Annotated in this window: 26 protein-coding genes; 13 read left to right on the top strand and 13 right to left on the bottom strand. The window is 63.8% G+C overall.

Annotated elements, in window-relative coordinates; translation table 11 throughout:
- The first annotated feature begins 30 nt into the window (after positions 1–30).
- Positions 31–1,602 (top strand): GMC family oxidoreductase, encoded by a 1,572-nt coding sequence (locus QM672_RS26720; RefSeq protein ID WP_367626432.1) that lies wholly within the window; start codon positions 31–33, stop codon positions 1,600–1,602.
- A gap of 410 nt (positions 1,603–2,012) precedes the next feature.
- Here QM672_RS26720 and QM672_RS26725 read toward each other — a convergent pair whose 3' ends face one another.
- The 3 genes from QM672_RS26725 to QM672_RS26735 are packed head-to-tail and all read right to left on the bottom strand — an operon-like array spanning position 2,013 to position 4,374.
- On the bottom strand, positions 2,013–2,501 hold the full coding sequence (locus QM672_RS26725) for a hypothetical protein (RefSeq protein WP_415086260.1): 489 nt from the start codon (positions 2,499–2,501) through the stop codon (positions 2,013–2,015).
- Between the two features lie 9 nt (positions 2,502–2,510).
- Entirely contained in the window at positions 2,511–3,578 is a 1,068-nt protein-coding gene (locus tag QM672_RS26730; protein ID WP_415086262.1) for an ABC transporter ATP-binding protein, read from the bottom strand.
- 1 nt (position 3,579) lies between these two features.
- Entirely contained in the window at positions 3,580–4,374 is a 795-nt protein-coding gene (locus tag QM672_RS26735) for an SDR family oxidoreductase (protein WP_415086264.1), read from the bottom strand.
- A gap of 270 nt (positions 4,375–4,644) precedes the next feature.
- Between QM672_RS26735 and QM672_RS26740 the strand changes: the two genes are divergently transcribed.
- The 5 genes from QM672_RS26740 (at position 4,645) to QM672_RS26760 (ending at position 8,985) form a co-directional block, all read left to right on the top strand.
- Entirely contained in the window at positions 4,645–5,880 is a 1,236-nt protein-coding gene (locus QM672_RS26740; protein ID WP_415086266.1) for an ABC transporter substrate-binding protein, read from the top strand.
- Between the two features lie 269 nt (positions 5,881–6,149).
- Positions 6,150–7,019, top strand: coding sequence for a carbohydrate ABC transporter permease (locus QM672_RS26745; RefSeq protein ID WP_367626436.1), 870 nt, complete (start codon positions 6,150–6,152; stop codon positions 7,017–7,019).
- Entirely contained in the window at positions 7,016–7,873 is an 858-nt protein-coding gene (locus QM672_RS26750; RefSeq protein WP_415086269.1) for a carbohydrate ABC transporter permease, read from the top strand. The genes QM672_RS26745 and QM672_RS26750 overlap by 4 nt, the downstream gene beginning before the upstream one ends.
- 67 nt (positions 7,874–7,940) lie before the next feature.
- Positions 7,941–8,306: a RidA family protein gene (locus QM672_RS26755; protein WP_149252494.1), complete on the top strand. Its 366-nt coding sequence runs from the start codon at positions 7,941–7,943 to the stop codon at positions 8,304–8,306.
- Positions 8,307–8,598: 292 nt separating this feature from the next.
- Positions 8,599–8,985, top strand: a complete 387-nt coding sequence (locus QM672_RS26760; RefSeq protein ID WP_311932758.1) for a VOC family protein — start codon at positions 8,599–8,601, stop codon at positions 8,983–8,985.
- Positions 8,986–8,999: 14 nt separating this feature from the next.
- Here the strand turns inward: QM672_RS26760 and QM672_RS26765 are convergent, their stop codons facing one another.
- The 4 genes from QM672_RS26765 to purH all read right to left on the bottom strand — a co-directional run bounded on the left by QM672_RS26765 (position 9,000) and on the right by purH (position 12,374).
- Positions 9,000–9,239 carry a hypothetical protein gene (locus QM672_RS26765; protein ID WP_415086272.1) on the bottom strand — a complete coding sequence of 80 codons (240 nt, stop codon included), beginning with the start codon at positions 9,237–9,239 and terminating at the stop codon, positions 9,000–9,002.
- A gap of 43 nt (positions 9,240–9,282) precedes the next feature.
- The gene (locus QM672_RS26770; protein ID WP_415086274.1) at positions 9,283–9,966 is read right to left on the bottom strand and encodes an OmpA family protein; all 684 of its coding nucleotides are present in this window, start codon (positions 9,964–9,966) and stop codon (positions 9,283–9,285) included.
- Positions 9,963–10,427, bottom strand: a complete 465-nt coding sequence (locus QM672_RS26775) for a hypothetical protein (RefSeq protein ID WP_415086276.1) — start codon at positions 10,425–10,427, stop codon at positions 9,963–9,965. The genes QM672_RS26770 and QM672_RS26775 overlap by 4 nt, the downstream gene beginning before the upstream one ends.
- Before the next feature lie 357 nt (positions 10,428–10,784).
- Entirely contained in the window at positions 10,785–12,374 is a 1,590-nt protein-coding gene (gene purH / locus QM672_RS26780) for a bifunctional phosphoribosylaminoimidazolecarboxamide formyltransferase/IMP cyclohydrolase (RefSeq protein ID WP_415086278.1), read from the bottom strand.
- Positions 12,375–12,622: 248 nt separating this feature from the next.
- On the opposite strand from purH, the gene QM672_RS26785 reads away from it, so the two are divergent.
- Positions 12,623–13,111 (top strand): RrF2 family transcriptional regulator, encoded by a 489-nt coding sequence (locus tag QM672_RS26785; RefSeq protein WP_367626440.1) that lies wholly within the window; start codon positions 12,623–12,625, stop codon positions 13,109–13,111.
- Here the strand turns inward: QM672_RS26785 and QM672_RS26790 are convergent.
- The 5 genes from QM672_RS26790 to QM672_RS26810 form a co-directional block, all read right to left on the bottom strand.
- On the bottom strand, positions 13,017–14,060 hold the full coding sequence (locus QM672_RS26790) for a mechanosensitive ion channel family protein (RefSeq protein ID WP_415086280.1): 1,044 nt from the start codon (positions 14,058–14,060) through the stop codon (positions 13,017–13,019). The genes QM672_RS26785 and QM672_RS26790 overlap by 95 nt on opposite strands.
- A gap of 28 nt (positions 14,061–14,088) precedes the next feature.
- On the bottom strand, positions 14,089–14,499 hold the full coding sequence (locus tag QM672_RS26795; protein WP_311932766.1) for a cupin domain-containing protein: 411 nt from the start codon (positions 14,497–14,499) through the stop codon (positions 14,089–14,091).
- A 247-nt stretch (positions 14,500–14,746) separates the two neighbouring features.
- Positions 14,747–15,499 (bottom strand): SDR family oxidoreductase, encoded by a 753-nt coding sequence (locus tag QM672_RS26800; RefSeq protein ID WP_415086283.1) that lies wholly within the window; start codon positions 15,497–15,499, stop codon positions 14,747–14,749.
- 112 nt (positions 15,500–15,611) lie between these two features.
- Complete coding sequence (locus QM672_RS26805; RefSeq protein ID WP_415086285.1) at positions 15,612–16,529, bottom strand: MBL fold metallo-hydrolase; 918 nt, start codon at positions 16,527–16,529, stop codon at positions 15,612–15,614.
- A gap of 161 nt (positions 16,530–16,690) precedes the next feature.
- Entirely contained in the window at positions 16,691–17,170 is a 480-nt protein-coding gene (locus QM672_RS26810; RefSeq protein WP_415086287.1) for a carboxymuconolactone decarboxylase family protein, read from the bottom strand.
- A gap of 130 nt (positions 17,171–17,300) precedes the next feature.
- On the opposite strand from QM672_RS26810, the gene QM672_RS26815 reads away from it, so the two are divergent.
- Positions 17,301–18,197 carry a LysR family transcriptional regulator gene (locus QM672_RS26815; RefSeq protein ID WP_415086289.1) on the top strand — a complete coding sequence of 299 codons (897 nt, stop codon included), beginning with the start codon at positions 17,301–17,303 and terminating at the stop codon, positions 18,195–18,197.
- Positions 18,198–18,400: 203 nt separating this feature from the next.
- Here the strand turns inward: QM672_RS26815 and QM672_RS26820 are convergent, their stop codons facing one another.
- On the bottom strand, positions 18,401–19,840 hold the full coding sequence (locus tag QM672_RS26820) for a caspase family protein (RefSeq protein WP_415086291.1): 1,440 nt from the start codon (positions 19,838–19,840) through the stop codon (positions 18,401–18,403).
- 267 nt (positions 19,841–20,107) lie between these two features.
- Here QM672_RS26820 and QM672_RS26825 point away from each other — a divergent pair, with 267 nt between their 5' ends.
- From QM672_RS26825 to QM672_RS26845, 5 genes are all read left to right on the top strand, one after another.
- Complete coding sequence (locus QM672_RS26825; protein ID WP_415086293.1) at positions 20,108–20,929, top strand: AAA family ATPase; 822 nt, start codon at positions 20,108–20,110, stop codon at positions 20,927–20,929.
- Between the two features lie 490 nt (positions 20,930–21,419).
- Complete coding sequence (tnpA, locus tag QM672_RS26830) at positions 21,420–21,821, top strand: IS66-like element accessory protein TnpA (protein WP_311939184.1); 402 nt, start codon at positions 21,420–21,422, stop codon at positions 21,819–21,821.
- A complete protein-coding gene (gene tnpB, locus QM672_RS26835) occupies positions 21,821–22,165 on the top strand; it encodes an IS66 family insertion sequence element accessory protein TnpB (RefSeq protein ID WP_415086296.1) in 345 nt (114 codons plus the stop codon). Before tnpA ends, tnpB begins: the two co-directional genes overlap by 1 nt.
- Positions 22,166–22,227: 62 nt before the next feature.
- Positions 22,228–23,811: an IS66 family transposase gene (tnpC, locus tag QM672_RS26840; RefSeq protein WP_415086300.1), complete on the top strand. Its 1,584-nt coding sequence runs from the start codon at positions 22,228–22,230 to the stop codon at positions 23,809–23,811.
- The gene (locus tag QM672_RS26845) at positions 23,808–24,188 is read left to right on the top strand and encodes a hypothetical protein (protein ID WP_415086298.1); all 381 of its coding nucleotides are present in this window, start codon (positions 23,808–23,810) and stop codon (positions 24,186–24,188) included. Before tnpC ends, QM672_RS26845 begins: the two co-directional genes overlap by 4 nt.
- Positions 24,189–24,332 lie beyond the last annotated feature (144 nt).

A 24,332-nucleotide genomic window follows, 5' to 3' on the forward strand; every position in this document is an offset into this window, starting at 1 on the left:
TGCGCAGGACGCCTTGGAGGAGACGGAACCATGGCAGCTCCTTTTGATCTGAACGACGATTCCGTCGTGGTGATCGTCGGCTCCGGCGCTGGCGGCGGCACGCTGGGCACCGAACTGGCCCTCAAGGGCGTGAAGGTCGTGATCCTCGAAGCGGGCGGCCGCTACGAGATCGAGGATTTCGTCAACGACGAGTGGGAGAGCTTCGGCCAGCTTGCCTGGAAGGACATGCGCACCACCTCCGGAAGCTGGCGCGTGCACAAGGACTTCCCCAATCTGCCGGCCTGGATCGTCAAGGCGGTCGGCGGCTCCAGCGTGCATTGGGCCGGTGCCTCGCTGCGCTTCCAGGAGCACGAGTTCAAGATCCGCTCCACCTATGGCAGCCTGCCGGGCGCCAATCTCCTGGACTGGCCGATCACCCTGGCCGAACTCGAGCCTTATTACGCCAAGGCCGAGGACAAGATGGGGGTGACGCGCACCAACAACATTCCCGGCCTGCCCGGCAACAACAACTACAAGGTGCTGGAGGCCGGCGCCAAGAAGCTCGGCTACAAGGAAGTGCATACCGGCCGCATGGCGATCAACAGCCAGCCGCGCGACGGGCGCGGCTCCTGCCAGCAGATCGGCTTCTGCTTCCAGGGCTGCAAATCCGGCGCGAAATGGTCGACCCTCTACGCCGAGATCCCCAAGGGCGAGGAGACCGGCAATCTCGAGGTCCGGCCGAACAGCCAGGCCGTCAAGATCGAGCATGATGCGAAGGGCAAGGTCACCAGCGTGGTCTATCTCGACAAGGACGGCAAGACCCAGCGCCAGAAGGCGCGTGTCGTCGCGGTTGCCGGCAATTCCATCGAGAGCCCGCGCTTGCTGCTCAACTCGGCTTCGAACCTGTTCCCGGACGGCCTCGCCAACAGCTCGGGCCAGGTCGGCCGCAACTACATGCGCCACACCACCGGCTCGGTCTACGGCATTTTCGAAAAGCCGGTGCACATGTATCGCGGTACCACCATGGCCGGCATCGTCAGGGACGAGGCGCGCCACGATCCCAAGCGTGGCTTTGCCGGCGGCTATGAGTTGGAGACGCTCTCGCTCGGGCTGCCCTTCATGGCGGCGTTTCTCGATCCCGGCGCCTGGGGGCGTTCCTTCACCTCGGCGCTCGACAGCTACGACCACATGGCCGGCATGTGGATCGTCGGCGAGGACATGCCGAGCGAGGCCAACCGCATCACCCTGCATTCCTCCGTCAAGGACAAGGCGGGCATGCCGGTCGCCAATGTGCATTTCGACGACCACGAGAACGATACTGCCATGCGCAACCATGCCTATCGGCAGGGACAGGCAATCTATGAGGCGGTCGGTGCCGTCAGGACCTTCCCGACGCCGCCCTATCCTTCAACCCACAATCTCGGCACCAACCGCATGAGTGCCAAGGCCTCCGACGGCGTGGTCAACAAGCATGGCCAGACGCACGACATCAAGAACCTGTTCGTCTCGGATGGCAGCCAATTCACCAGCGGCGGCGCCGAGAATCCCACACTGACCATCGTGGCGCTCGCCATCCGGCAGGCCGATTTCATTGCCGCCAGCCTGAAGAAGGGCGAGTTGTAGGGACGCTGCGCGGGAGGCGCAGAGTGCACCTCCCGTGCCGCGAGATCCTGCTCGTGCCAATCTACTTGGCACTGCCTTTTTCTGAGACCGCAGGCATCCCTGCCCATAGGCGCTAACTTAAGTTGAGAACGCGCCGATTTCTTACCCTCCCCTGGAGGGGGAGGGGCGGCCTGTAAGGCCGGGGTGGGGTGAAATTAAGCAGGTTTTGTCAAAATGAGCGTAATCTCCGCGAGGGAGCCACCCCACCCCGACACTGCGTGTCGACCCTCCCCCTCCAGGGGACGGTAAAGGGCCCGCACCTCATCGGCAAAGTTAGCGCCTATGAGCAGGGACGCCTGCGATTCCCGAGAAGCTACACCCAGCAACCATGATTGGCAGTTGCCGAGTTGCCGGATATCGGCTGGCAGCGCTCAGCTTGCGATCCCCATCGGATTGGGCAAGTAACCGACGAAGCCGGCGATCTTCCAGCGTCCGTCGACCCGGTTGCACAGATAGAGGGTCTGCCAGTTGATGGTATCGCTGCTGCCGTCGGCCTTGGCGATGGTGCCGTCGAACTTCTTGTGCGCCACCGCCCGCTCGCCATTGATGTCGATGTCCCGAAGCGTGGTGATGCGATAGAGCACCTCGCGGCGAGGCTCGGCATAGGCGGTGGCCGCCGAGAGCCGGGCCTGGCTCAGCCAGCGGTCGCGGTAATCGTCGAGGCGCGGGAAGATCATGCGCCATTCGTCCGGATTGGCGGATTTGAGGCCGCTGAGGCCGAAGAAGGTCTCGGCGAGGAAATCGTCTTCCACCGCCGGCCAGTCCGCCTCGAGATAGGCGTCGATGTCGCGGCGGACCAGCATCTCCCACAGGGCGTGGCGTTCGGGATCGTCGGGGAAGGGATTGGTGTCGAAGGGCATGGATTCCAGCTACAGCCTCGCACCGCTCTGCGGGTCGAAGACGTGGACATTGGCCCTGTTGACATCAAGGTAGAGCGTCTCGCCGGGCTGAGGCGACAGGCGTTCGCGGAACACCGCGCGCATCTCGGTACCGTCGATGGTGCCGAACAGATGGGTCTCCGCGCCGGTGGGCTCGACCACGCCGACCACGAAGGGAAAGCCGGTCTGCGCATCGCCGACGATGAAATGCTCGGGGCGGATGCCGATCTCGACCGCCTGCCCGGAAGCGGCGGTGCTGTCGCCCATCGGCAGCAAGAGGCCGTTCCTGGTGCGCAGACGCGGCGCGCCATCGCCCTTCTCGACCGTGCCGGGAATGAAGCCCATCGAGGGCGAGCCGAGGAAGCTCGCCACGAAGCGGTTGGCCGGCCGGTCATAGAGCTCGAGCGGCGTGCCGACCTGCTCGATATGGCCGGCATTCATCACCACGATGCGATCGGCCATGGTCATGGCCTCGATCTGGTCATGCGTGACGTAGACGATGGTGGTCTTCAGGTCCTGATGCAGCGCCTTGATCTCGGTACGCATCTGCACGCGCAGCTTGGCGTCGAGATTGGAGAGCGGTTCGTCGAACAGGAAGAGCTCGGGCTGGCGCACGATGGTACGGCCCATGGCGACGCGCTGGCGCTGGCCGCCGGAGAGCTGGCGGGGATAGCGGTCGAGATAGTCGTGCAGGTTGAGCACGCTCGCTGCCTTTTTCACGCGCGGCTCGATCGACTGGGTGCTCTCGCCGCGCATGCGCGGGCCGAAGCCGATATTGGCGCGCGTGGTCATGTGCGGGAACAAAGCGTAGCTCTGGAACACCATGGAGATGTTGCGCTGCTGCGGCGACAGCTTGTTGGCGAGTTTGGAGCCGATCCACAATTCGCCGTCCGAGATCTCGTCGAGGCCGGCGATCATGCGCAGCAGCGTGGACTTGCCGCAGCCGGAGGGGCCGACCAGCACCACGAATTCGCCGTCGTGGACATCGAGGTCGATGCCCTTGAGGATCACGGCCGAGCCATATCGCTTTTGCAGCGCCTTGACCTGCAGGCCCGCCATGTCACGACCTCCTTTCGATGATGTCGCGCACGAAGCGCAGATTGCCGGCGGTCAGGCCGCCATCGACCGGCAGGACCGCCCCCGTCACGCCGGCGGCGAGCGGGGAGGCCAGGAAGACGGCGGCATTGGCGACGTCCTCGGGGCGCACCATCCGGCCGAGCGGGTAGTGGGAGACGACATCTTCGAGGATCGTCGGATCCTTGGCAAGGCGATGGTCCCAGGCCGGCGTACGCACCGAGCCGGGGCAGACGACATTGGCGCGGATGCCGTCGCGGCCAGCCTCCACCGCGATCGACTTGGCATAGGCGATCAGCCCAGCCTTGGCGGCCGAATAAGCCGGGTTGCCGTAATGGCCGAGCCCGTTGACCGAGGCGACGAAGACGACCGAACCGCCGCCGCGCGCCGCCATCGCTGCCATCACGGGCCGGGTGACATGGAAGGCGCCGGTGAGGTTGATGGCAAGCTCGCTGTCCCAGACCGCGTCGTCCACGTCAGCCAGCGTCTCGGCGCGGGTGAAGCCGGCATTGTTGACCAGGATGTCGGGCGTGTTGCCCTGGGCCACCAGTTGGGCAACGGCATCGGCGCAGGCCTTGGCGTCGGTGAGATCGAAGACGAGCCGGTGCTGCAGGGGCAGGCTTTCCAGCAGGGCCGCATCCCGGTCGGCGCCCGAGACCCTGGCGCCGGCCCGCAGGAAGGCGTCGATCATCGCCCGCCCGATGCCGCCGCCGGCGCCGGTGACCAGGACGTGGCGTCCCGAAAGGCCGAAGGGATCGGGGAGGTTGGCAGGATCGGACATCGGAAGACTCGTGGGAACGGATGGTTCTTTGCGAAGGAAAGCGGGCGCCATCTATGCATGGCGCTGGCGCGAAGGCAAAGCCGCATGGCGCCTCCCGCCGGCGAAGATTGGGGGTAATGCGATAGGACTGACAAAACCGCGCCGGCCATAGGCCGGTTGGTCAAATCTGCTTGCGCGGTTTTCGATTACGGGGAACATTAGCGCCCTCTAGCGGCGAGGCGCGCGGGGGCGCGGCAACGACCGCAGCAATGACAAGGACGGGGACGTTTCATGACAATGATCGGACGGATGGCGATGCTGCTCGCAGGCGCCAGTCTCCTGGCTTGCGCTTCGGTGGCGCAGGCTGGCACGGTGCGCGTGACCATCGCCGAATATTCGAAGGACACCGGCCCTTATTTCAAGGAAGCCGCGGAGGCGTTCCAGAAAGCCAATCCCGACACCAAGATCGAGATCGAAGTGGTGCCGTGGGACAATCTCCAGCAGAAGCTGACCACCGACATCTCGGCCGGCACCAATGCCGACCTCTCGATCATCGGCACGCGCTGGCTGCTCGATTATGTCTCGCAGGGCGTGGTCGCTCCGCTCGACAGCTACATCACGCCCGAATTCAAGGGCAGCTTCATCGAGACCTTCCTGTCGCCCTCGGTGATGGACGGCAAGACCTACGGCCTGCCGATCGCCGCTTCCGCCCGCGCCATGTACTACAACAAGGACGTGTTCACCAAAGCCGGCGTGACCGAGTTCCCCAAGACCTGGGCTGATTTCCAGGCCGCCGCCGCCAAGATCAAGGCGTCCTCGCCGGACGTGGCCCCCTTCGGCCTGCAGGGCAAGGAAATCGAGACGGACGTCTATTTCTACTACGGGCTGTGGGCCAATGGCGGGGCGATCGTCAAGGACGGCAAGTCCGGCCTCGACAGCCAGGCGGCTGTTGATGCGGCCAAGCTCTACAAGGGCTTCATCGATGGTGGCTTTACCGAGCCGGGCGTGACCTCCTATGCTCGCGAGGACGTGCAGAACCTGTTCAAGCAAGGCAAGGTCGCGACCGTGATCACCGCGCCCTTCCTCTCCGGCCAGATCAAGAAGGAAGCGCCCAACCTGAAATATGGCGTGGCGCCGATTCCGCTCGGGCCTGACGGCAAACCCTTCACCTATGGCGTGACCGATTCGATCGTGCTGTTCGAGAATTCCAAGGTGAAGGACGAGGCCTTCAAATTCCTCGCCTTCCTGTTCACCACCGAGCAGCGCACCGCCTTCGACAAGAACGAAGGCTTCCTGCCGGTGAATGCCAAGGAGGCCCAGGATCCCTATTTCGCCGAGGATCCGGACAAGAAGGTGTTCGCTTCCCTCCTGCCCGGCGCCATCTTCGCGCCGGTGATCCCGGGCTGGGAAGACATCGCCCAGACCACCTCCAATGCGATCCAGACCATCTATCTGGGCAAGGGCGAGATCGAGCCGACGCTCAAGGAAGCGGCTGCCAAGGTCAACGGCATTCTAGAGAAGAAGTAACGGGATGACGGGGGGCGGTGGCGAATGATCGCTGCTCCATAGGTAAGCGATACGCTGCCCCTCACCCTTACCCTCTCCCCGTAAGAACGGGGCGAGGGGCGCCGAGCGTTGCGCTTTTATGCAAAATGCCACGTTTGCTGGCCAGAGCGCGACACCAAACTCCCCCTCTCCCTGTTCTTACGGGGAGAGGGTAAGGGTGAGGGGCAGTACAGTCCGTGCTGTAAAAGAGCAATCAGCCATTCCCTTCGCGCCGAGGAGACACCCACCGCATGGGGCGTGCGACACCCTATCTTCTGATCCTGCCCAGCTTCCTGATGGCGGCCTTCATCATCTTCTGGCCGCTCTATCAGATCGGCCAGATCTCGCTGCATGACGTCAACCGTTTCGGCCAGCTTCGGGAGTTTGCCGGCCTCGCCAACTTCCAGGCCCTGTTCGCCGATCCCGATTTCATCGCCGCGCTGTGGCGCACCCTGGTCTGGACGGTGGGCGTGGTGGCCGGCACGCTGATCGTCTCGGTGCCGATCGCCCTCATCCTCAACGACGATTTCTACGGGCGGAGCCTTGCCCGCGTCATCATCATGCTGCCCTGGGCGGTGTCGCTCGCTATGACGGCGGTGGTCTGGCGCTGGGCGCTCAACGGCGAGAGCGGCATGCTCAATTCCGGGCTGCGGGGCCTGGGCCTGATCAGCAGCAATATCGAATGGCTGGCGGACGCGACCACCGCCTTTCCGATGCAGATCCTGATCGGCATCCTGGTCTCGATTCCCTTCACGGTGACGATCTTCCTGGGCGGCCTTTCCTCGGTGCCCGACGATCTCTACGATGCCGGTGCGGTGGAGGGCGCGAGCCGCTGGCAGCAATTCACCCACATCACGCTGCCCCTGCTGAAGCCCTTCATCAACATCGCCTTGGTGATGAACACCATCAACGTGTTCAATTCCTTCCCGATCATCTGGGTGACCACGCAGGGCGGCCCGGCCAATTCCACCGACATCCTGGTGACCTATCTCTACAAGCTCGCCTTCCGCCTGGGTAAGTTCGGTGAGGCGGCGGCGGTGTCGATCATCATGTTCGCGCTGCTGCTGGTCTTCGCCGTCATCTATGTGCGGCTGGCCATGCGCGAGGAGGAACAGGCATGAGCAAGCTCAAGCGCTCCGTGCTCTACTGGGTCCTGCTGGCGCCGCTGATCGTCCTCACGCTGTTTCCCTTCGCGGTGATGCTGGTGACGGCGCTCAAGCCGACGGAGGAGATGCTGTCTTCCTCCTGGTGGCCGAGCCGGCCGGTCTGGGGCAATTTCGTCACCATGTATACCGAGACGGCTTTTGGGCCGGCGCTCGCCAATTCGCTGATCGTGTCGCTGGTCACCACCGTGCTGACGGTGCTGGTCGCCATCCCCGCCGCCTATGCGCTCAGCCGCTACCGCTTCGCCGCGCGCGGTGCCTTCCGGCAGTTCCTGCTGGTCTCGCAGATGCTCTCGCCGATCGTGCTGGTCTTCGGCCTGTTCCGCCTGCTGGTGGAACTCAGTGCGTATCTCAGCACCAAACTGGGCCTTCAAATCCAACTGATCGACAGCCTGAGCGGCGTCACCTTCATCTACATCGCCTTCAACCTCGCCTTCGCGGTGTGGATGCTGCAGAGCTATTTCTCCACCATTCCCAAGGATCTGGAGGAGGCGGCCTGGATCGAGGGCGCCAGCCCCTTCGCCACGTTGGTCAAGGTGTTCCTGCCGCTGGCGCTGCCCGCCATGGCGGTGACGGCGATCTTCACCTTCATCAATGCCTGGAACGAATATGTCATCGCCCTCACCATGCTGCGCAAGCAGGAGGCCTATACGCTGCCTTTGCAGGTGGTGAATCTGGTGGCCGGGCGCTACACGGTGGAATGGAACTATGTGATGGCCGCCGCCCTGGCGGCGACCATCCCGATCGCGATCCTGTTCACCTGGTTGCAGCGCTATTTGATGCGCGGCCTCGCCCTGGGGGCGGTGAAGTAGGACTCGTGTCATTGCGCGCAAAGCGAAGCAATGATGCAAACCATTGGCACAACCTATCGGGATATCCATGACCAAGCAGCATTTCGGCACCTCCCATGTCCCCCTGTCCCCGGCCGTGCGGGCGGGTGACAGCATCCATGTTTCCGGCCAGGTGCCGACCCTGGCGGACGGCTCGGTGGTGCCGGGCGGCATCGAGGCGCAGACCCGCCAGGTGATGGACAACCTGGCCAAGGCCCTGGCGCTGGCCGGGGCGGGGCTGGAGGATGTGGTCAAGACCACGGTGATCCTGGCCGACGCCCGCGATTTCGGCGCCTTCAACAAGGTCTATGGCAGCTATTTCCCCGCCAACCCGCCTGCGCGCACCACACTGGAGGCGCGGCTGATGATCGACATCAAGATCGAGATCGAGGCGATCGCCTACAAGCCGCTGTGAAAGGCCAGGGGTGAGGGAGCAAGGCTGTTCACTGAAGCGGAAACGCTCCGATTTGTCATAGCCGGGCTTCGGCCCGGCTATCCAGAAGTCGCACGCGGAAACCGGCTGGAGAGATGGATTGCCGGGCCGAAGCCCGGCAAGGACAAAGGTCGCGCAAATTCGAAGACGTTTCAGTGAACCGTATCAAGGGATGGGGAAGCGCCTCTCGACTCACCCCAAAATCCCGTTTCTCGGACTCGACAAAACCAGCTCTTTGTTTTATCGCTTATGCGAACAAACAGGGAACATTATCATGAAGCTCGGTTACGTTGTTCATTACGTTCGCGATGTCGTGGAGACGTCGGCCTTCTACAAGCAGGCCTTCGGGCTGGAGACGCGCTTCATCGCCGAGGGGCAGTTCGCCGAGCTTGTCACCGGCGAGACGGCGTTGTGCTTTGCCGATGAGAGCTTCGTTACCGACATGGTCGGCAGCTTCCAGCCCAACCGGCCGGATGCGCCGCCGGCGGGCACCGAGATCGCGCTGGTGGTCGACGATGTCGAGATCGCCTACAAGAAGGCCCTGTTCGCGGGGGCGCAGGCGGTATCGCCGCCGGCGCAGAAGCCCTGGGGCCAGATCGTCGCTTATGTGCGCGACAACAATGGCTGCCTGGTCGAGATCTGCACCAAGGTAGCGGTCTGAGCGGATGCAGCAGCTCAGCCGCTGACGATGATCAGCGTCATGATCACCGCGGCCACGCTGATGCAGAAGACTGCGCCGAGCACGAGCTGCACCAGGGCGTTGGCCGAGACATAGGTGCCGGCGACGCCGCCCAGCACGCGAATGGCCGTCTGCCTGCCCTCGCCGGCCGTGGCGATCGGATGCCCGCAGGACGGGCAAGCTAGGGCCTGCTCCGAGACACGCTGGGTACAGGCCGGGCAGGGGATCAACGCCATGGTGTCGCCTCTTGCTGGATGATCATGATGGGAAGGGCCTCGATCATTCCGGCGGCCTGCCGATCTCGAACTCAACCCGGCGGTTGCGCTGGCGGCCTTCGGGATCGTCGGCGCCGTCGGCCTTCTGGTTGGGGGCGACGGGGCGGGTTTCGCCATAGCCCTCGATGGTCAGGCGGCCGGGGCTGATCTTGCTGCGGGCGAGATAGGCCTTCACCGAGGCGGCGCGGCGCTCGGACAGAGCGAGATTGTAGTCGTCCTCGCCCTTGGCGTCGGTATGGCCACCGATCGCCACCGGCGCCTTGGGGAAGGCTTTGAGCACTTCGGTGAGCCGCGCCAGCACCGGCCTGGCATCGGCACGGATGTCGGCCCTGTCGAAATCGAACAGCACGTCGCCCGGCAGGCTGATCAGGATCCTACCTTCGCTCTCGCGGGCGCCGAACTGCTCGAGCAGCGCCTGCGTGCGGCTGCGCAGCTTGGCCGGCACCTCCTTGAGGCGCAGGCTGGTCGTCCCGCCGGCCGGGCCCAGCCGGCTTGCCGGGGTCTGCGGCGCAAAGCGGGTGGGCGGCAGGGCATAAGGCTGCCAGCGGCTCGTGCCGATGTCGCTGGGGCGAAACGCGGTCGGCTGCCCGCCAATCGGCTCGCGGCGATGCTCGATGATGAGGGCCGAGGCCGGCAACGCCGGAAGAGCCAGGGCCAGCAGCGCCATGGCGGCGCCGAGGCGCCTCATTGCGCCTTGACCGGGATCTTGAGCGTCAGGCCGGGGGCGTTGAGATCATCGCCCGCATTGCCGTCGTTGAAGACCAGTCGCACCTCGCCGGCATCGGCCGGAATACGGCCGGGAAAGATCAGTTCCCCATCCATGCTCTGGCCGTTCTGGATGATCAGATAGGGATTGTCCTCGGGCTGGCGCAGGCTGAGCTTCTGGCTGTTGCCGATGTCGAGGAAGGCGTTGACGTCGTTGAGATTGACGCGGTTGGTCTGGCGGCTGTCGAAGGAGGCGACGAGGCTGACCACCGTGGCGTCCTCGCCCACGGTGATCTTCTTGACGATCACCGTGACCCCAGCCGGAACGCTGGTCTGCACGCTGCCCTGATGCACCACGCGGGCGGCTTCCTCGGCCACAGAGGGGGCGACCGTCGCCAGCGCCAGGCCGGCGGCAGCCACCGCGTGCACAAAAAACAGCTTCATTCCAACGATTCCCCGCACTCCAAGTCTCCCCCGTACCCCAATGAAAACCAAAAGCCGGCTACAAGCTTATGGATTTCAGAGCGAAACTATCACCGGGCCTGTCGACAGTTCAACTGTGCGATCATCTACAGCTATAGGCTGTGGACAGAAAGGTTGAAGCTTCGGTCAGGCCAGGGCACTACGACAGCCTGGATGCGTCATTGCGGGGCCGGGCAGCTATACCTGGGGGAACAGGCGCGGAGACGCGCCGGCACGAAAGCCGGCCGGCGCGTCGCATCTCGCCGCGACGCGTGGCGGGTAAACGGCCTTCCCCATGTCGTAGGGAAGGCTGATCGGGCTTGCGCAGCCGGGCCGGCCTCAATGCCGGAAGTGGCGCGTGCCGGTGAACACCATGGCAAGGCCGGCCGCGTCGGCGGCGGCGATCACCTCGGCATCGCGCTGCGAGCCGCCGGGCTGGATCACGGCGGTGGCGCCGGCCGCGACCGCAGCTTCCAACCCGTCGGCGAAGGGGAAGAAGGCGTCGGACGCCACCACCGAGCCCTTGGTCAACGTATCCGGCAGGCCGGCCAGCTTGGCCGCGTCGGCGGCCTTGGCGGCGGCGATACGGGCCGAATCGACGCGGCTCATCTGGCCGGCGCCGATGCCGACGCTGGCGCCGTCCTTCACATAGACGATGGCGTTGGACTTCACATGCTTGGCGATGCGGAAGGCGACGGCGAGGTCGGCCATTTCCCCGGGCGTGGGCGCGCGCTTGGTCACCACCTTCAGGGTCATGTCGTCGACCACGGCGTTGTCGCGCGACTGCACGAGCAGGCCGCCCGCCAGCGTCTTGGCGGTGAGACCTTCCGCACGCGGATCGGGCAGGGCGCCGGTGACGAGCAGGCGCAGATTCTTCTTGGCCGAGATGATGGCGATGGCTTCCTCGCTGGCGTCGGGGGCGACGATCACCTCGGTGAAGATCTCGACGATTTTCCGCGCGGTATCAGCATCGAGCGTGCGGTTCACCGCGATGATGCCGCCGAAGGCCGAGACGGGGTCGCAGGCAAAGGCCTTCTCATAGGCTTCGAGCAGCGTCGGCGCCTCAGCAACGCCGCAGGGATTGGCGTGCTTGACGATCACCACCGCCGCCGACTTGGCCGGGTCGAACTCGGCCACGCATTCGAAGGCGGCGTCGGTGTCGTTGAGATTGTTGTAGGAGAGCGCTTTGCCCTGGAGCTGGCGGGCGGTGGCGACGCCCGGGCGCTTTTCGGGGGTGAGGTAGAAGGCCGCGCTCTGATGCGGGTTCTCGCCATAGCGCAGTGCCTCGGCCAGCGTGCCGCCGAAGGCGCGGAAGGTCGGCGTATCCTCTTCCAGCGTGGCGGCAAACCAGTTGGAGATGGCGGCATCATAGGCGCCGGTGCGGGCATAGGCCTTGGCGGCCATGCGGCGGCGGAAGGCGAGGCTGGTCGCCCCCTCGTTCTCGGCGATCTCGGCCAGCACGTCGTCATAGTCGGCGACGTCGACGATGACGGTGACGTCGTCATGGTTCTTGGCGGCGGCGCGGATCATGGCGGGGCCGCCGATGTCGATGTTCTCGATCAGGTCCTCGAAGCTGCCGCCGCGGGCGAGCGTCGCCTCGAAGGGGTAGAGATTGACGACGAGAAGGTCGATCGGGCCGATGCCGTGGGCGGCCATGGCGGCGCGATGCTCTTCATTGCCGCGGATGGCGAGCAGGCCGCCATGCACCTTGGGATGCAGCGTCTTGACGCGGCCATCCATCATCTCCGGAAAGCCGGTGAGGTCGGAGACGTCCTTCACGGCCAGGCCGGCCTCCTCCAGCGCCTTGCGCGTGCCGCCGGTCGAGACCAGCTCGACGCCATGGGCAGCGAGGCCTTTGGCGAAGTCGATCAGGCCTGATTTGTCCGAAACGGATAGCAAAGCGCGGGCGATGGGGGCAGCAGCGGTCAAGGGGGCAATCTCCGAGGCAGGGTTTGGCCGCTTGATAGCGCAAGATGACGGGAAGGGGGAGATTTTTGGAGCGAGATCTTTCCGGGTGCGCGGACGTCTCGTCCGCATCTTGGAACCGTCATGCGTGCGGAGAGGAAGAGCGGACGGGACGTCCGCGCACCCGGGAAGCCCCGCATTTACACGCTGCACCAATAGGGATATCGTATATCCGTAATTATCGGCGCGTGCTGCCGTTGCGGAATGAACGAATGATCCTGAAAAGCCAAGTCGAATGGGCGCTGCATTGCTGTGCGATCCTCGCCGGCCTGCCGGCGGGGCGCTACCTCTCGACCAAGGCGCTGGCCGAGTTCCACGGCGTGCCGAAGGAATATCTCTCCAAGGCCCTGCAGCATTTGTCGCAGGCCGGGCTGGTCGACACCACGCTCGGCCCCTCCGGCGGCTACCGGCTGGCCCGGCCCCCGGCCGAGCTGACTTTCCTCGAGATCGTCGAGGCGGTGGAAGGGCCGGCGCGCACCTTCGTGTGCACCAATATCCGCGCCAACAATCCCTGCCGCCCCAAGGGGTATTGCGAGAGCGCGCCCTGCGCGGTGGCGCGCATCATGTGGGAAGCGGACGAGGCCTGGCGCGAGAAACTGCGCAGCGTCAAGCTCTCGGACCTAGTCGGAATCCTGTCGCAGGAGATCCCGGAGCAGCTGTGGAAGGATAGCTTCGACTGGGTGCTGGCGCGGGCTGGATGAAAGCCACGGCCGGCGCGCAAGCGAGGCCATCGGCGCCATAGGTCCGGCAGAGCCGGTCGAGCACTTCATTGCGCGCCGGGGTGCGCCGTGCCGGACTGGCCACGCAGAACTGCAGCTCGGCCTCGATCGCCAGCGCGTCGACCGATTTGAGCGCCACGATCGGCGCGGGATCCCGCAGGATCTCCTCGCAGCTCCGCAGCACGGCCCGCAGCGTCTCGATGCTGTCCTGCGGGCCCTGGCTCGCAGCGATCCGCACGCTCTGGCTGATCCAGTGGGTCTCGTCGGGGCGGCTGAGATTGGTCAGGCTGAGCTTGGCCAGCAGGCTGTTGGGCAGCACCACGAGATTATGGGCGCCGGTGACCAGGTTGGTGGCGCGCCAATTGGTCTCGACCACGCGCCCTTCGGTGCCGTCGCTGAGCACGATCCAGTCGCCGATGGCATGGGAGCGCCCCAAGGTCAGCGCGATGCCGGAGAAGACGTCGCCGAGCGTGTTCTGCAAGGCGAGGCCGAGAATGACGGCGACCACGCCGGAGGTCGCCACCAGCGTGCCGACGGGAGCGCCGAACACGAAGCCCAGGATCGAGAGGCCGACGCCGAGATAGGCGAGGGCCACGAACAGGTCCTGCAGGAGATGGGCCTCGCGCGGCCGGCGGTTGAGGGCGAAATAGATGTGCATCAGGCCGATCACGGCCCAGGCGAGGTGCGTCCACCACAGCACTCGCGCCGATTTGGCGATGAAGGCGGCTAGGCCGGTGGTTTCGTTGGCGCCGAGCTGATGCGGCCAGATGCCGTTGCACGCGGCGAGGGCCGTCATGGCTGCGAAGAACAGGAGCTGAACCACCAAGCGCGCCCTCGGCCGCCGGCGTCCCTGGAGATGCCAGACGATGATGCCGGCAAGCCCCAAGAGGTCGATCAGCAGGAGGGGCAGGAAAGCGGGATCATCGACCATGGCTGGGGCTCCGGGGCGGCTTGGCCGCTTATTTCTGCAGCGGGAAGGTCAGTTCCTTCTGCGTGCTGTCGACCACGAACACCGCCAGCAGCTTGGCGGGGCGGGTCTTGCTGGCATTGGCGCTGACGCCGTGGCGGTCGCCGGGCATTTCGGAGAAGTTCTGGCCGGCGCGGTAGACTTTCACCGGCCCGTCATTGACCTGGCTCTTGATCGCCCCTTCCAGCACGGTGGCGTAGATGAAGGCGGAGGAGGGGTGGGTGTGGCCCTCCGAAAAGCCGCCTGGGCCATATTCGACCAGCACGCCCTTCAGGCTCTTGCCGGGCACGTTGGGCAGCTCGTGCTCATAGACGAGCGAGACCTTGGCGGCCTTGCCGTCGGCGGCGGCCGGGGCGGTGAGCAAGGCGGAGATTGCGAGGGCGGTAAGGAGGGGGCGGATCATGGCTAGGGTTCCTGGTTGGGGGACGGGGTTAGGGCGAGATGCTGCGATTGACGGTTGCGCGCGGCGTCTGGGTCCCCCTCGCCCCGCTTGCGGGGAGAGGGTACGGGTGAGGGGCTGCGACATGCGGTGAGGGGCAGCGCAGTACAGTCCCCGTGGGCGGTGCTGCCCCTCATCCTCACCTTCTCCCCGTAAGGACGGGGAGAAGGGGCGGCCGGTGTCGCGTTCTTCGCGGCGAGGGGCCGCGGCCTCACTTCCTCGGATTGCTGGCGAACCATGCCTCGAAGCCGATGCGGCCGAGGCGGGGATTGGCGTCGCTGACCAGCGAGCCGTCATCGAGGCGGGCGCCGAAATAGCGGGCCTCGCGATCGGCCACCACGGTGCGGCTGTCGCCCTTGGCCTTGAGGTAGCGGGCGACGAGGTCGCTGAGGCGCGAGCGCTCCGGGCCGGCGATCTCCACCGTGCCGTTCACCGGCGCGGCCAGCGCCACCTCGGCCATGGCGTCGGCGACGTCGTCGGAGGCGATCGGCTGCACGAAGGCGGGCGACAGATGCACGCTGCCATCCACGGCGCCGGACTGGGCGATGCTGCCGAGGAACTCCATGAACTGGGTGGAGTGCACGATGGTGAAGGGAATGCCGGAGGCCTTGATCAGCTTTTCCTGGGCGAGCTTGGCGCGGAAATAGCCACTGTCCTGCAGCCGCTCGGTGCCGACGACCGAGAGCGCGATGTGATGCCCGACGCCGGCCGCCTTCTCGGCCGCGATCAGGTTGCGGCCGGAGGTCTCGAAGAAGTCCAGCACGGCCTTGTCCTCGAAGGAGGGCGAATTGGCAAGGTCGATCACCACCTGCGCGCCTTCGAGTGCTTCGGCGAGGCCCTCGCCGGTGAGGGTGTTGACGCCGGTGTTGGGCGAGGCGGCGATCACCTCATGGCCCTTGGCGGCGAGGCGGGTGACGGTCTTGGAGCCGATCAGCCCGGTACCGCCGATGATGACGATTTTCATGGGAGTCTCCTTTGTGATGTTTCCGGGTGCGCGGACGTCTCGTCCGCTCTTGGAAGCGTTGCGCGTGCGGGAGGGGAAGAGCGGGCGGGACGCCCGCGCACCCGGAAAGCGCTCAGTAGTCCCAGAACACCGGCACCCAGCGGAAGGCATCGCCGTCGACGGCGACGTGGCCGACGGAGGGGAAGGGCAAATGCGTGGCCACCAGCAGGCTGTTGGTCTCGGCCAGCTCCCGCAGCAGGCCGATGCGGACACGGGCAGCCTCCTCGGGATCGTGCTCGAAGCCGTTGAACCAGTCGGGGTGCTCGAAGCCGACCGCGAACATGGCATCGCCCCCGAACATCAGCCTGTCGCCGCCGGAGGCGAGGCGCACCACGCTGTGCCCCGGCGTATGGCCGCCGGTGCGGGAGACGACCACGCCGGGCGCCACCTCGTGCTCCTCCTCGAACAGCCGCAGCTGGCTGGCATAGTCGGCCGCAAAGCGCTTGGCGGTGGCCCGCAAGGCGTCCGGGAAGCCCTCCGGCATGGCGACGTGGGAGAAATCGGGCGCCTCCCAGAACCTGGCCTCGGCGGCCGAGACATGGATCCTGAGGTCCGGCCGCAGCCGCTCCTTCACGCCCTCGACCAGCAGGCCGCCGACATGGTCCATATGCATATGGGTGAGCACCACGTCGGTCACGGCGTCGAGGTCGATGCCGGCGGCCTCCAGCCGCTTGATCAGCTGGCCGGCCCGCGGCAGGTTGAGGTCCGGGTCGAGCCCCAGCCCGGCATCGATGAGGATGGTCTGCGCGCCGCTGCGCACCACCACCACGTTCAGCGCCCAGTCGAAGGCGTCCTGCGGCAGGAACATGTCCTTCAGCCAGGCGGCCCGCACGGAAGGATCGGCGTTGTGCCCCAGCATCTGGGTGGGCAGCGGCAGCACGCCGTCGCTGACCACAAGCACGTCGATCTCGCCGATCTGCAGGGCATAGCGCGAGGGTACGAGCTCGTCGAGTTTGGCCCTGGCGGGCGTCAAGGTGTCGTTCAGGCTCATGCTGGCCTCCTGTTGTGTGGCTCCGGCGCCGGTGAGGCGCGGGCCGCGGGTGATGATTGTTTCCCGGGTGCGCGGACGTCTCGTCCGCCTCTTCCCCTCCTGCGAGCGCGGCGCTTCCAAGAGCGGACGAGACGTCCGCGCACCCGGGAAGACGCCTCAGCTCAGCTCAGCCCGGCCTTGTCCAGCCCGTAGAGCTTGTCGGCCGAGCCCGGCACTGCCTTGAAGGCGATGGAGGCGCGGTTCCAGCTGTTGATGATGGCGATCGCGAAGGTGAGGTCCGAAACCTCCTTCTCCGAAAGCTGGCCGCGCACGCGCTCATAGAGCTCGTCGGGAATGCCGCCTTCCGGCAGCTTCGTCACCGCCTCGGTCCAGGCCAAAGCGGCGCGTTCGCGCGGCACGAACAGGTTGGATTCCCGCCAGATCGCGACATGGTAGAGCCTCAATTCGCTCTCGCCGTGGATCTTGGCCTCCTTCACATGCATGTCGAGGCAGAAGGCGCAGCCATTGAGCTGGGAGGCGCGGATGTTGACGAGATCGCGGAGCTTCTCCTCGATCACGCTGCCCTTCAGGGCCAGGCTGAGATCGGAGAGCTTCTTGAAGAGCTCGGGGGATTGCTGGGCGTAGTTCAGGCGCTGGCTCATGTCCGTTTCCTCATTTAAGGATATATAATATCCTTATGGATATAAAATATCCGTAATAGCTGGACAGTAAAGCCTTACCAGCCTAAGCTCCGGGCATAAGGCCTATGCGCAAAAGTATGGGGGCTGGGGAATGGACATTGTGGGCGCCTTGCGGACCTTCCTGCGCGTGGCGCAGACGGGCTCCTTCACTGCGGCGGCTGCCGATCTCGATCTCACCCAGCCGGCGGTGTCGCGCCAGGTCTCGGCGCTGGAGGCGCGGCTTGGGGTGCGCCTGCTCCACCGCACCACGGTGGCCCTGGCGCTGACGGCCGAGGGCGAGCGGCTGATCCCGATGGCCCTGCGCGTGATCGAGGCGGTGGAGGCGTTGGGCGAGAGCGCGGGGGCGGCGGAGGCCGCCGTCACCGGCAAGGTGCGGCTCTCACTGCCAGCCCCGCTCGGCCTGGCCCTCGCCGAGCGCCTGCCGGAGCTGCTCGCCCGCCATCCCGGCCTCAGCGTCGATCTCCTGCTGCGTGAGGCGCCCTCCGATCTCGTCGGCGAGGGCATCGATCTCGAAGTGCGCCTCGGCCCCGTCGAGGATTCCAGCCTGACCGGCCGGCGCATCGGCTGGACCACGGCCTTCCTGGTGGCCGCACCCTGCTATCTCGCCAAGCGCCCCGCGCCGGTGCGGCCGGAGGAGGTGCCCCGCCATGACTGCATCTGCTACGCCCGCGCCGGTGACGGACGACAATGGTGCTTCTCCGACGGCGCCGACGAGACGCGCCTTCGCATCGCCCCGCGGCTGACCGCCGACAGCGCCGTCGCCATCCACCGCGCCACCCTGGCCGGCGGCGGCCTCGCCATCCTCTCCCACATCCTCGCCGGCCCCGACATCGCGGCCGGCCGCCTGATCAGCCTGATGCCGGACTTCCCGCCAGCCAGGTTGCCGATCACGCTGGTCTATCCCTCACGGCGGAACCTGCCGCAGCGGGTGAAGGCGGTGATGGAGTTCGTGGTGGAGGCGGTGAGGGGGGATGCGATGATGGGGTGAGGGGGATGGAAGCCTGACGAGGGTCTTTCAGGCAAAGATCTCGCTTTGACCCTTCTCGGTCTTCTGGGCGCTTCGCAGCAAATGACTGCTTAGCGCCCTCATTCCAGTCTTTCCATTCCATGGTGCGATCGCCCAAAAGCTGCCATGCGTTCGCTTTGCGTAGGCGCTAGAAGATCGACAAGTGGACAGACCGATGGCGCCGTCTAATGCCCTTCGAGGCGTTTGGTCGTTTCGTCAATATGGTCTTGGACCGACTTGGTTAGCGCATTGCAGATCTTCCCCACTAGGAATTTCACGTCGGCGTCCCATTCCAGAGTGTACCAGCGACGCACGATCTCGCGCCCTTCATCGTCGAATGCATCCCAGTTGATCATAGGGTGCTGTGTCACGAGCTCGAAAATATAGCACTGATTAAGGCTCGGAGCGCAACTTAGAACTAGCTGGAGCTGCTGGAGTGTCCTGTATTTCGGCGTCAACGTCAGTTTTAGCTGCGCGCGTGACATGGTGCAGTTTAATTCTAGGTCGAAGTCCTCGGCCCAGTCTTGGTTAAACGTGGCAACAAAGCCCATTATAGCCTGTTCCCATGGGCTCGGTTTCTTCTTGGTGCGCTTGATCTCCGCCGTTACAAGCCGGTCAGGTCGAGTCTCGCGGGAGAGCACCCGGAGCATGAATTCCCTTATGACGGGTTCACGGAAAGTCGAGTGTTCGGTTGTCCTTGATTCAAAAAACTCCGCGAACTCGGTCTCGTTGAACCTTTCGAGCACGCCGTCGAACAAATTGTCGATCAGCTCTTTGGCTTCATCAGGTCCACCCATGCGCTTCTCTGCCGCGATTAGCAATTGTGTGGTCGTCGGCGGTTCGGCGGCGACGGGCTGGCCCTCGCTGTCGCCGCGCTCGACGTTCTCGTCGCCTTCATCTGCCTCAGCTCGCCAACGGCTTGTGAATTCGTCGCGGAACCCAGCTAGCTTGCGGGCATCGTCAACTAGTATCTCCCGTCCCGTTCCTTGGTTGACGAAAAACGGAGTTTGGTCGTCATTTCCGATGAAGTTGTCGCGAAGAGTGTTCGTTATGTCGGTGTAGTAGACTATCCCCTCAGTTTTTCGGACGGTAGCCTCGAGAAACGCGTGGGTGAAAGCACTTAGCCGCTCTCCGCCGAGCGATGTCTGATCGTCCATTGACGATGAAAACTGAAGCACATTCCGTAGCCCATCCTTCGCCACGGGCAGCAGTGCACGGTCGCCCTTCACCAACAGCGCGCCGGAAAAGCAGGCATCTATAACCGTGACGAGGACGTGTGGTTCGGATGCCCGGAACAGGTCCATTAGATCGCCGTGAGAAAAGCCCGTTTCATTGGGGCGGCTACCGTCGAACCCTGTTCCACATAGATACAACTGAGGACCGATATGGGCGCCGTGCCCCGAGAAGTAAAAGAGCACTTCGTTGTGGTCTCCGTTCGGTGGCAGTGCATTTCGCACTGCATCTCGCATCGCATCCGCGTCGAGATTGACGTGCGCATGGATGTAATCGAATCGTCCCGTAGCCTCGAGAAGCGCCTGCATGGCGGTAACGTCCTCGTGGCAGCACGGCAATGGGTTCTCATGATCGTAGACGGAATTGCCGATCAGAATCGCAGTTGAAGGCATGGCCACCCCGGGTAGGTTTCCGTTTTAGACCCGAATGACACTACGTCCTTGTGGAATGGCGGTCTATGTCCACTTCTTGTTCCATGTCCCTGCAAACTATCACTCTGGAATACGGCCCCGAGCAGGCGACTCTTGCTGCAGTTTTGCATTGGCAGGACACCTCACACGGGCGTTTTTCGTTGTTTCGGACCCGCAAGACTCGCACTACACAGTCCTCAGTGCTAGTTAATCTCTGATGTTTTTGGTGACGTTGCTTGGGGGATTTCCGTGGAACTGAAAAGCGTGCGTATCCAGAACTTCCGATCCGTCGAAGACTCAGGCGAGTTCACCGTCGAGCATCTCACCTGCCTCGTCGGTAAGAATGAAGCAGGCAAGACCGCCGTTCTTCAGGCGATAGCTGGCCTCAATCCCCATCCTGCAACGCCGTTCGCGTATGAGCTGGAACGCGACTACTCGCTAACCCAGTCGCTCTTCATCGGAAAGCACACGATTCTCGTCGAAGGGCCAGGCGACATTCTCTATCTGCAGGCGCTCTCAGCTGAGCTACTCCGCCGCAAGCGTACTGGTCTTGATCCGAAGTGGGTTATGTGCCCGGCTGGCGGCATCGACAAAATCCAGTCGTTCGTCTCCCTCTTCGCAGGCAACAGCCTCGATGTGATAGCGCTGTCCGACTACACCAAGAAGGACAAGATCAAACTGGAGAACCTCAGGAAGTCCAAGGTTATCAAGGACGGCGGTGTGCTGTCGATCGCAGACTTCGTGACCCAGGAAGAGGCCGACATCGAAGACCTCTTCGATCCGCAGCTGTTCTGTGCGATCGTCAATGCTACCTACGAGCTAAAGGGCGAGCAGAGCCTTGATCCAGCCAAACTAAAAGCCGCTGACGAGAACACCGAGCGTCAAGTGAAGAGGGCGGAGGCGTACTTCAACGTGCTTCCAGAGCCAACACCGCTCTACAGCCACTTCACCCCGGCTTCCTGGCTGCTGATGCACCCCGAAACGCTCGCTGGCGATGCGGAGCCGGTCCTCAAGACACTTCAGCGTGCTGAGACCCTCTTCAAAGCGCTCAATGGGTTGATCGCAAAATAGGCCGCTATTCCCTTGGAATTACGGTGATGGTGTGGACGGCGCCTTCTACGGCATCTGGTTCACGGGGTGAGCTGTGCCAGGATGGTCGTTGTCAAACACACCATCAAAGGGGCGCCGTCCATGGGTAAGTCTATCAGCGATTTGGAATTACGGTGACAGTGCACTGATTAAATTAAATGCACTGTTACCGTAATTATTTGCGTCCAAACGCGCTTTGTTTTTGCGGGCGCAGATCTTGGCCCTGGATTCCCTTCCCGCCGCCGTCGGCGGAGGCCGTGCGGTGGCGGTGACAAGCGAGGCCACTGAAATCCCGTCACACTTGTAACTCTCGCAGGGCCCTCCGGCCGGGATAACGTCTTCGTATCGCAACGCCGGAAACGGCAAGTGTCGGAGGATCGTAAGCGTCCGGTGTAAGGGGCTTTGAGATTCCCGGGCGAACAGCTGAAGTTACGTCGCTAATTCCGTAGCTAAAGACGTAACTAGGTGGCTCATGGGCCGGGTTGAGATTCTAACGGGTGTCGAGCGTCGCCGCAATTGGACGGATGAACAGAAGCTCCGGATCCTGGAAGAAGTTGCCGCCGGCGATCAGGGGATCGCCGAGATTGCCCGTCGCCACGATGTTTTGCCACAACAGATCTATACGTGGCGCAGGAAGCTTGGATTGGGATCTGGCGGCGGTAGGCCGGAGATCACCTTGCTGCCAGTTGCCGTGATCCCACAGTCCAAGGTCGGCGATGCGGAGCGCCCCGGACCTGGGGGTAGATCCCATCCAAAGCGCCCAGCCAAAGCTCGCATTGAGATCGGCTGCAGGGGTGGGCGTGTTCTGAAGGTGGAAGCCGATATCGCGCCTGAACTGCTGAAGGTGTTGATCCGGGCGGTGGAAGAAGCATGATGGGGCCAGGTGCCAATGTCCGGGTCTATCTTGCGTGCGGTGCGACCGACATGCGCAAGGGGATCGATGGCCTGATGGCGCTCGTCCAGACGGCGCTGCGGCAAAAGCCGGCCTCGGGCTCGGTGTTCGTCTTCCGCGGGCGCCGTGGCAACCGGATCAAACTCCTGTTCTGGGACGGTCAAGGCTTCTGCCTCTATTACAAGATTCTGGAGAAGGGGCGTTTTCCCTGGCCTTCGGCCGCGGATGGCACAGCTCGGCTGACCGCCGCACAATTGTCAATGCTGTGGGAAGGGATCGACTGGCGACGTCCTTCGTGGACTTCGCCACCTGCACGAATGGCATAAAGTGTTGTCTTTTCATTGATTTAGCGATGTCGCAGAAGCGGCAAATCAGTTATAAATTAACTATGGAGCCCAGCCTTACCGATCTGCCCGATGACGTTGAAGCACTACGTGCAATCATCGTCTCGCAGGCAGAGGCGTTGGCTCGCCAGACCCAAAAGCTGCAGTCGCGCGATACATTGATCGAGAAGCTGCAGGCCCAACTCGCCATTCTCAGACGGGCTCGCTTCGGCGCTTCCTCGGAGAAGATCGAGCGCAGTATCGAGCAACTCGAGTTGGCGCTGGAAGACATCGAGGCTGCCGATGCACGGCTTCCTGCCGCAGCATTGCCCACCCAGCCCGACGCGCTGAAGGCCAAGCCAGGCCGACAGCCCTTACCCGATCACCTACCGCGCCAGGACGTCATCCATCAGGTGGCCTGTACCTGCCCAGTGTGCGGTGGCTCCGACTTCATCAAGGCCGGTGAGACCGTCAGCGAGGTGCTGGACTATATCCCGGCCTCCTTCCGGGTGGTGCGCCATGTCCAGCCGCGTTTTACCTGCAAGGGCTGTGACACTGACATTCGAGCCAGAATGCCATCTTTGCCCATAGAGCGGGGTAAACCGGGAGCGGGCCTCGTCGCCCATGTGCTGATCGCCAAATATTGCGATCATCTGCCTCTTTACCGGCAGTCCGAGATTTACGCGCGTGAAGGCGTCGACCTGTCCCGCTCCACCATGGCCGATTGGGTCGGCAAGGCCAGTGCCTTGCTAGATCCGCTCGTCGCAAGAATACGCGACCATGTGTTCGCCGCAGATCGCCTGCATGGCGACGACACGCCTGTGCCCGTGTTGGAACCGGGACGAGGCAGGACAAGGACGGGACGGCTGTGGACCTATGTTCGCGACGGTCATCCCTGGCTTGAGGAAGCACCGCCTGCCGTCACCTACTTCTACAGCCCGGATCGAAAGGGTCGGCATCCCAAAGCCCATCTTGCACGCTTCTCGGGCACGTTGCACGCCGATGGCTATGCCGGCTTCAACGATCTCTACGAGCCAACCAGGATCGACAAGCCGGCATCTATCCAAGAGGCGGCTTGCTGGGCACACGTCCGTCGCAAGTTCTTCGATCTAACGACCAGTCCCGCCAGCCATCCGATCGCCGAGGAGACGCTGATCCGTATCGGTCAGCTCTACGACATCGAAAGCACCATTCGAGGCGCCCCGCCGGATAGACGCCGAGCCGTTCGCCAGAAGAAAACCCGGGCACTGATCGAGGCCCTGCGGCTGTGGTTGGACAGCAAGTTGCTGGAATTGCCGCGTGCGTCCAGAACCGCCGAGGCGATCCGCTATGCAAGGACACGCTGGATCTCACTTTGCCGCTTTATCGATGATGGCACCATCGAGATCGACAACAATGCTGCCGAGCGGGCGATCCGGCCGATCGCGCTGGGGCGTAAGAATTGGCTCTTTGCCGGGTCGGACAAGGGGGGTGAACGGGCTGCCGCCGTCCTGTCGTTGATTGAGACGGCCAAGCTTAATGGCCTCGATCCGGAAGCCTATCTGCGCGACGTCCTCGCCCGCATCGCAGATCACCCCATCAACAAAATCGACGAACTGCTCCCCTGGCATTGGTCGAAGATCGCCAGTGGCGGCGGAGGGACCCCGTGAGTGCGGCATGGTCAAAAAATCTATCGAATATTGAGAAGACCGCTGTCACAGCTGCGTGCCAAAGCTTCATCGACACCGTGCTGAAACCCCGCTTCCTGCCCCAAATCCACCCCACTGAGTTCAACTATCCAGTCGACATCCTCGGCAGGTGGCATGGCACAAGATATCGCTTCCTGCAGCGCTACCGGTCGGGCTTCGCTGAAAATCGCGGAGATGAATTCGAAGCACCCTTCACGCGTCTCGACTGGATCGGGCCTGATCGCTTCGACATCTACTGGCACAGGCATACCGGTACCTGGTTCCAGCTATATAACAGCCTCCCCTTGACCAAAGCCCTCAAAGCCACCGAGACCGACGGTCATCTCCATCCGCTATAACAGAGCCCACCGGACGCTTACGGAGGATCGAAAATGACGATGTCTGCATCAGCAGGCAGGGTCGGTTCGTTGCGAGAGCCTGCGACCGGCATGGCCGGCTGGCTCGGGCTCGCCGCTGCCCCGACTTTCGCATTGATGGCCGGG

The organism is Labrys sp. (in: a-proteobacteria) (assembly GCF_047605565.1).
Taxonomy (GTDB): Bacteria; Pseudomonadota; Alphaproteobacteria; order Rhizobiales; family Labraceae; genus Labrys; species Labrys neptuniae.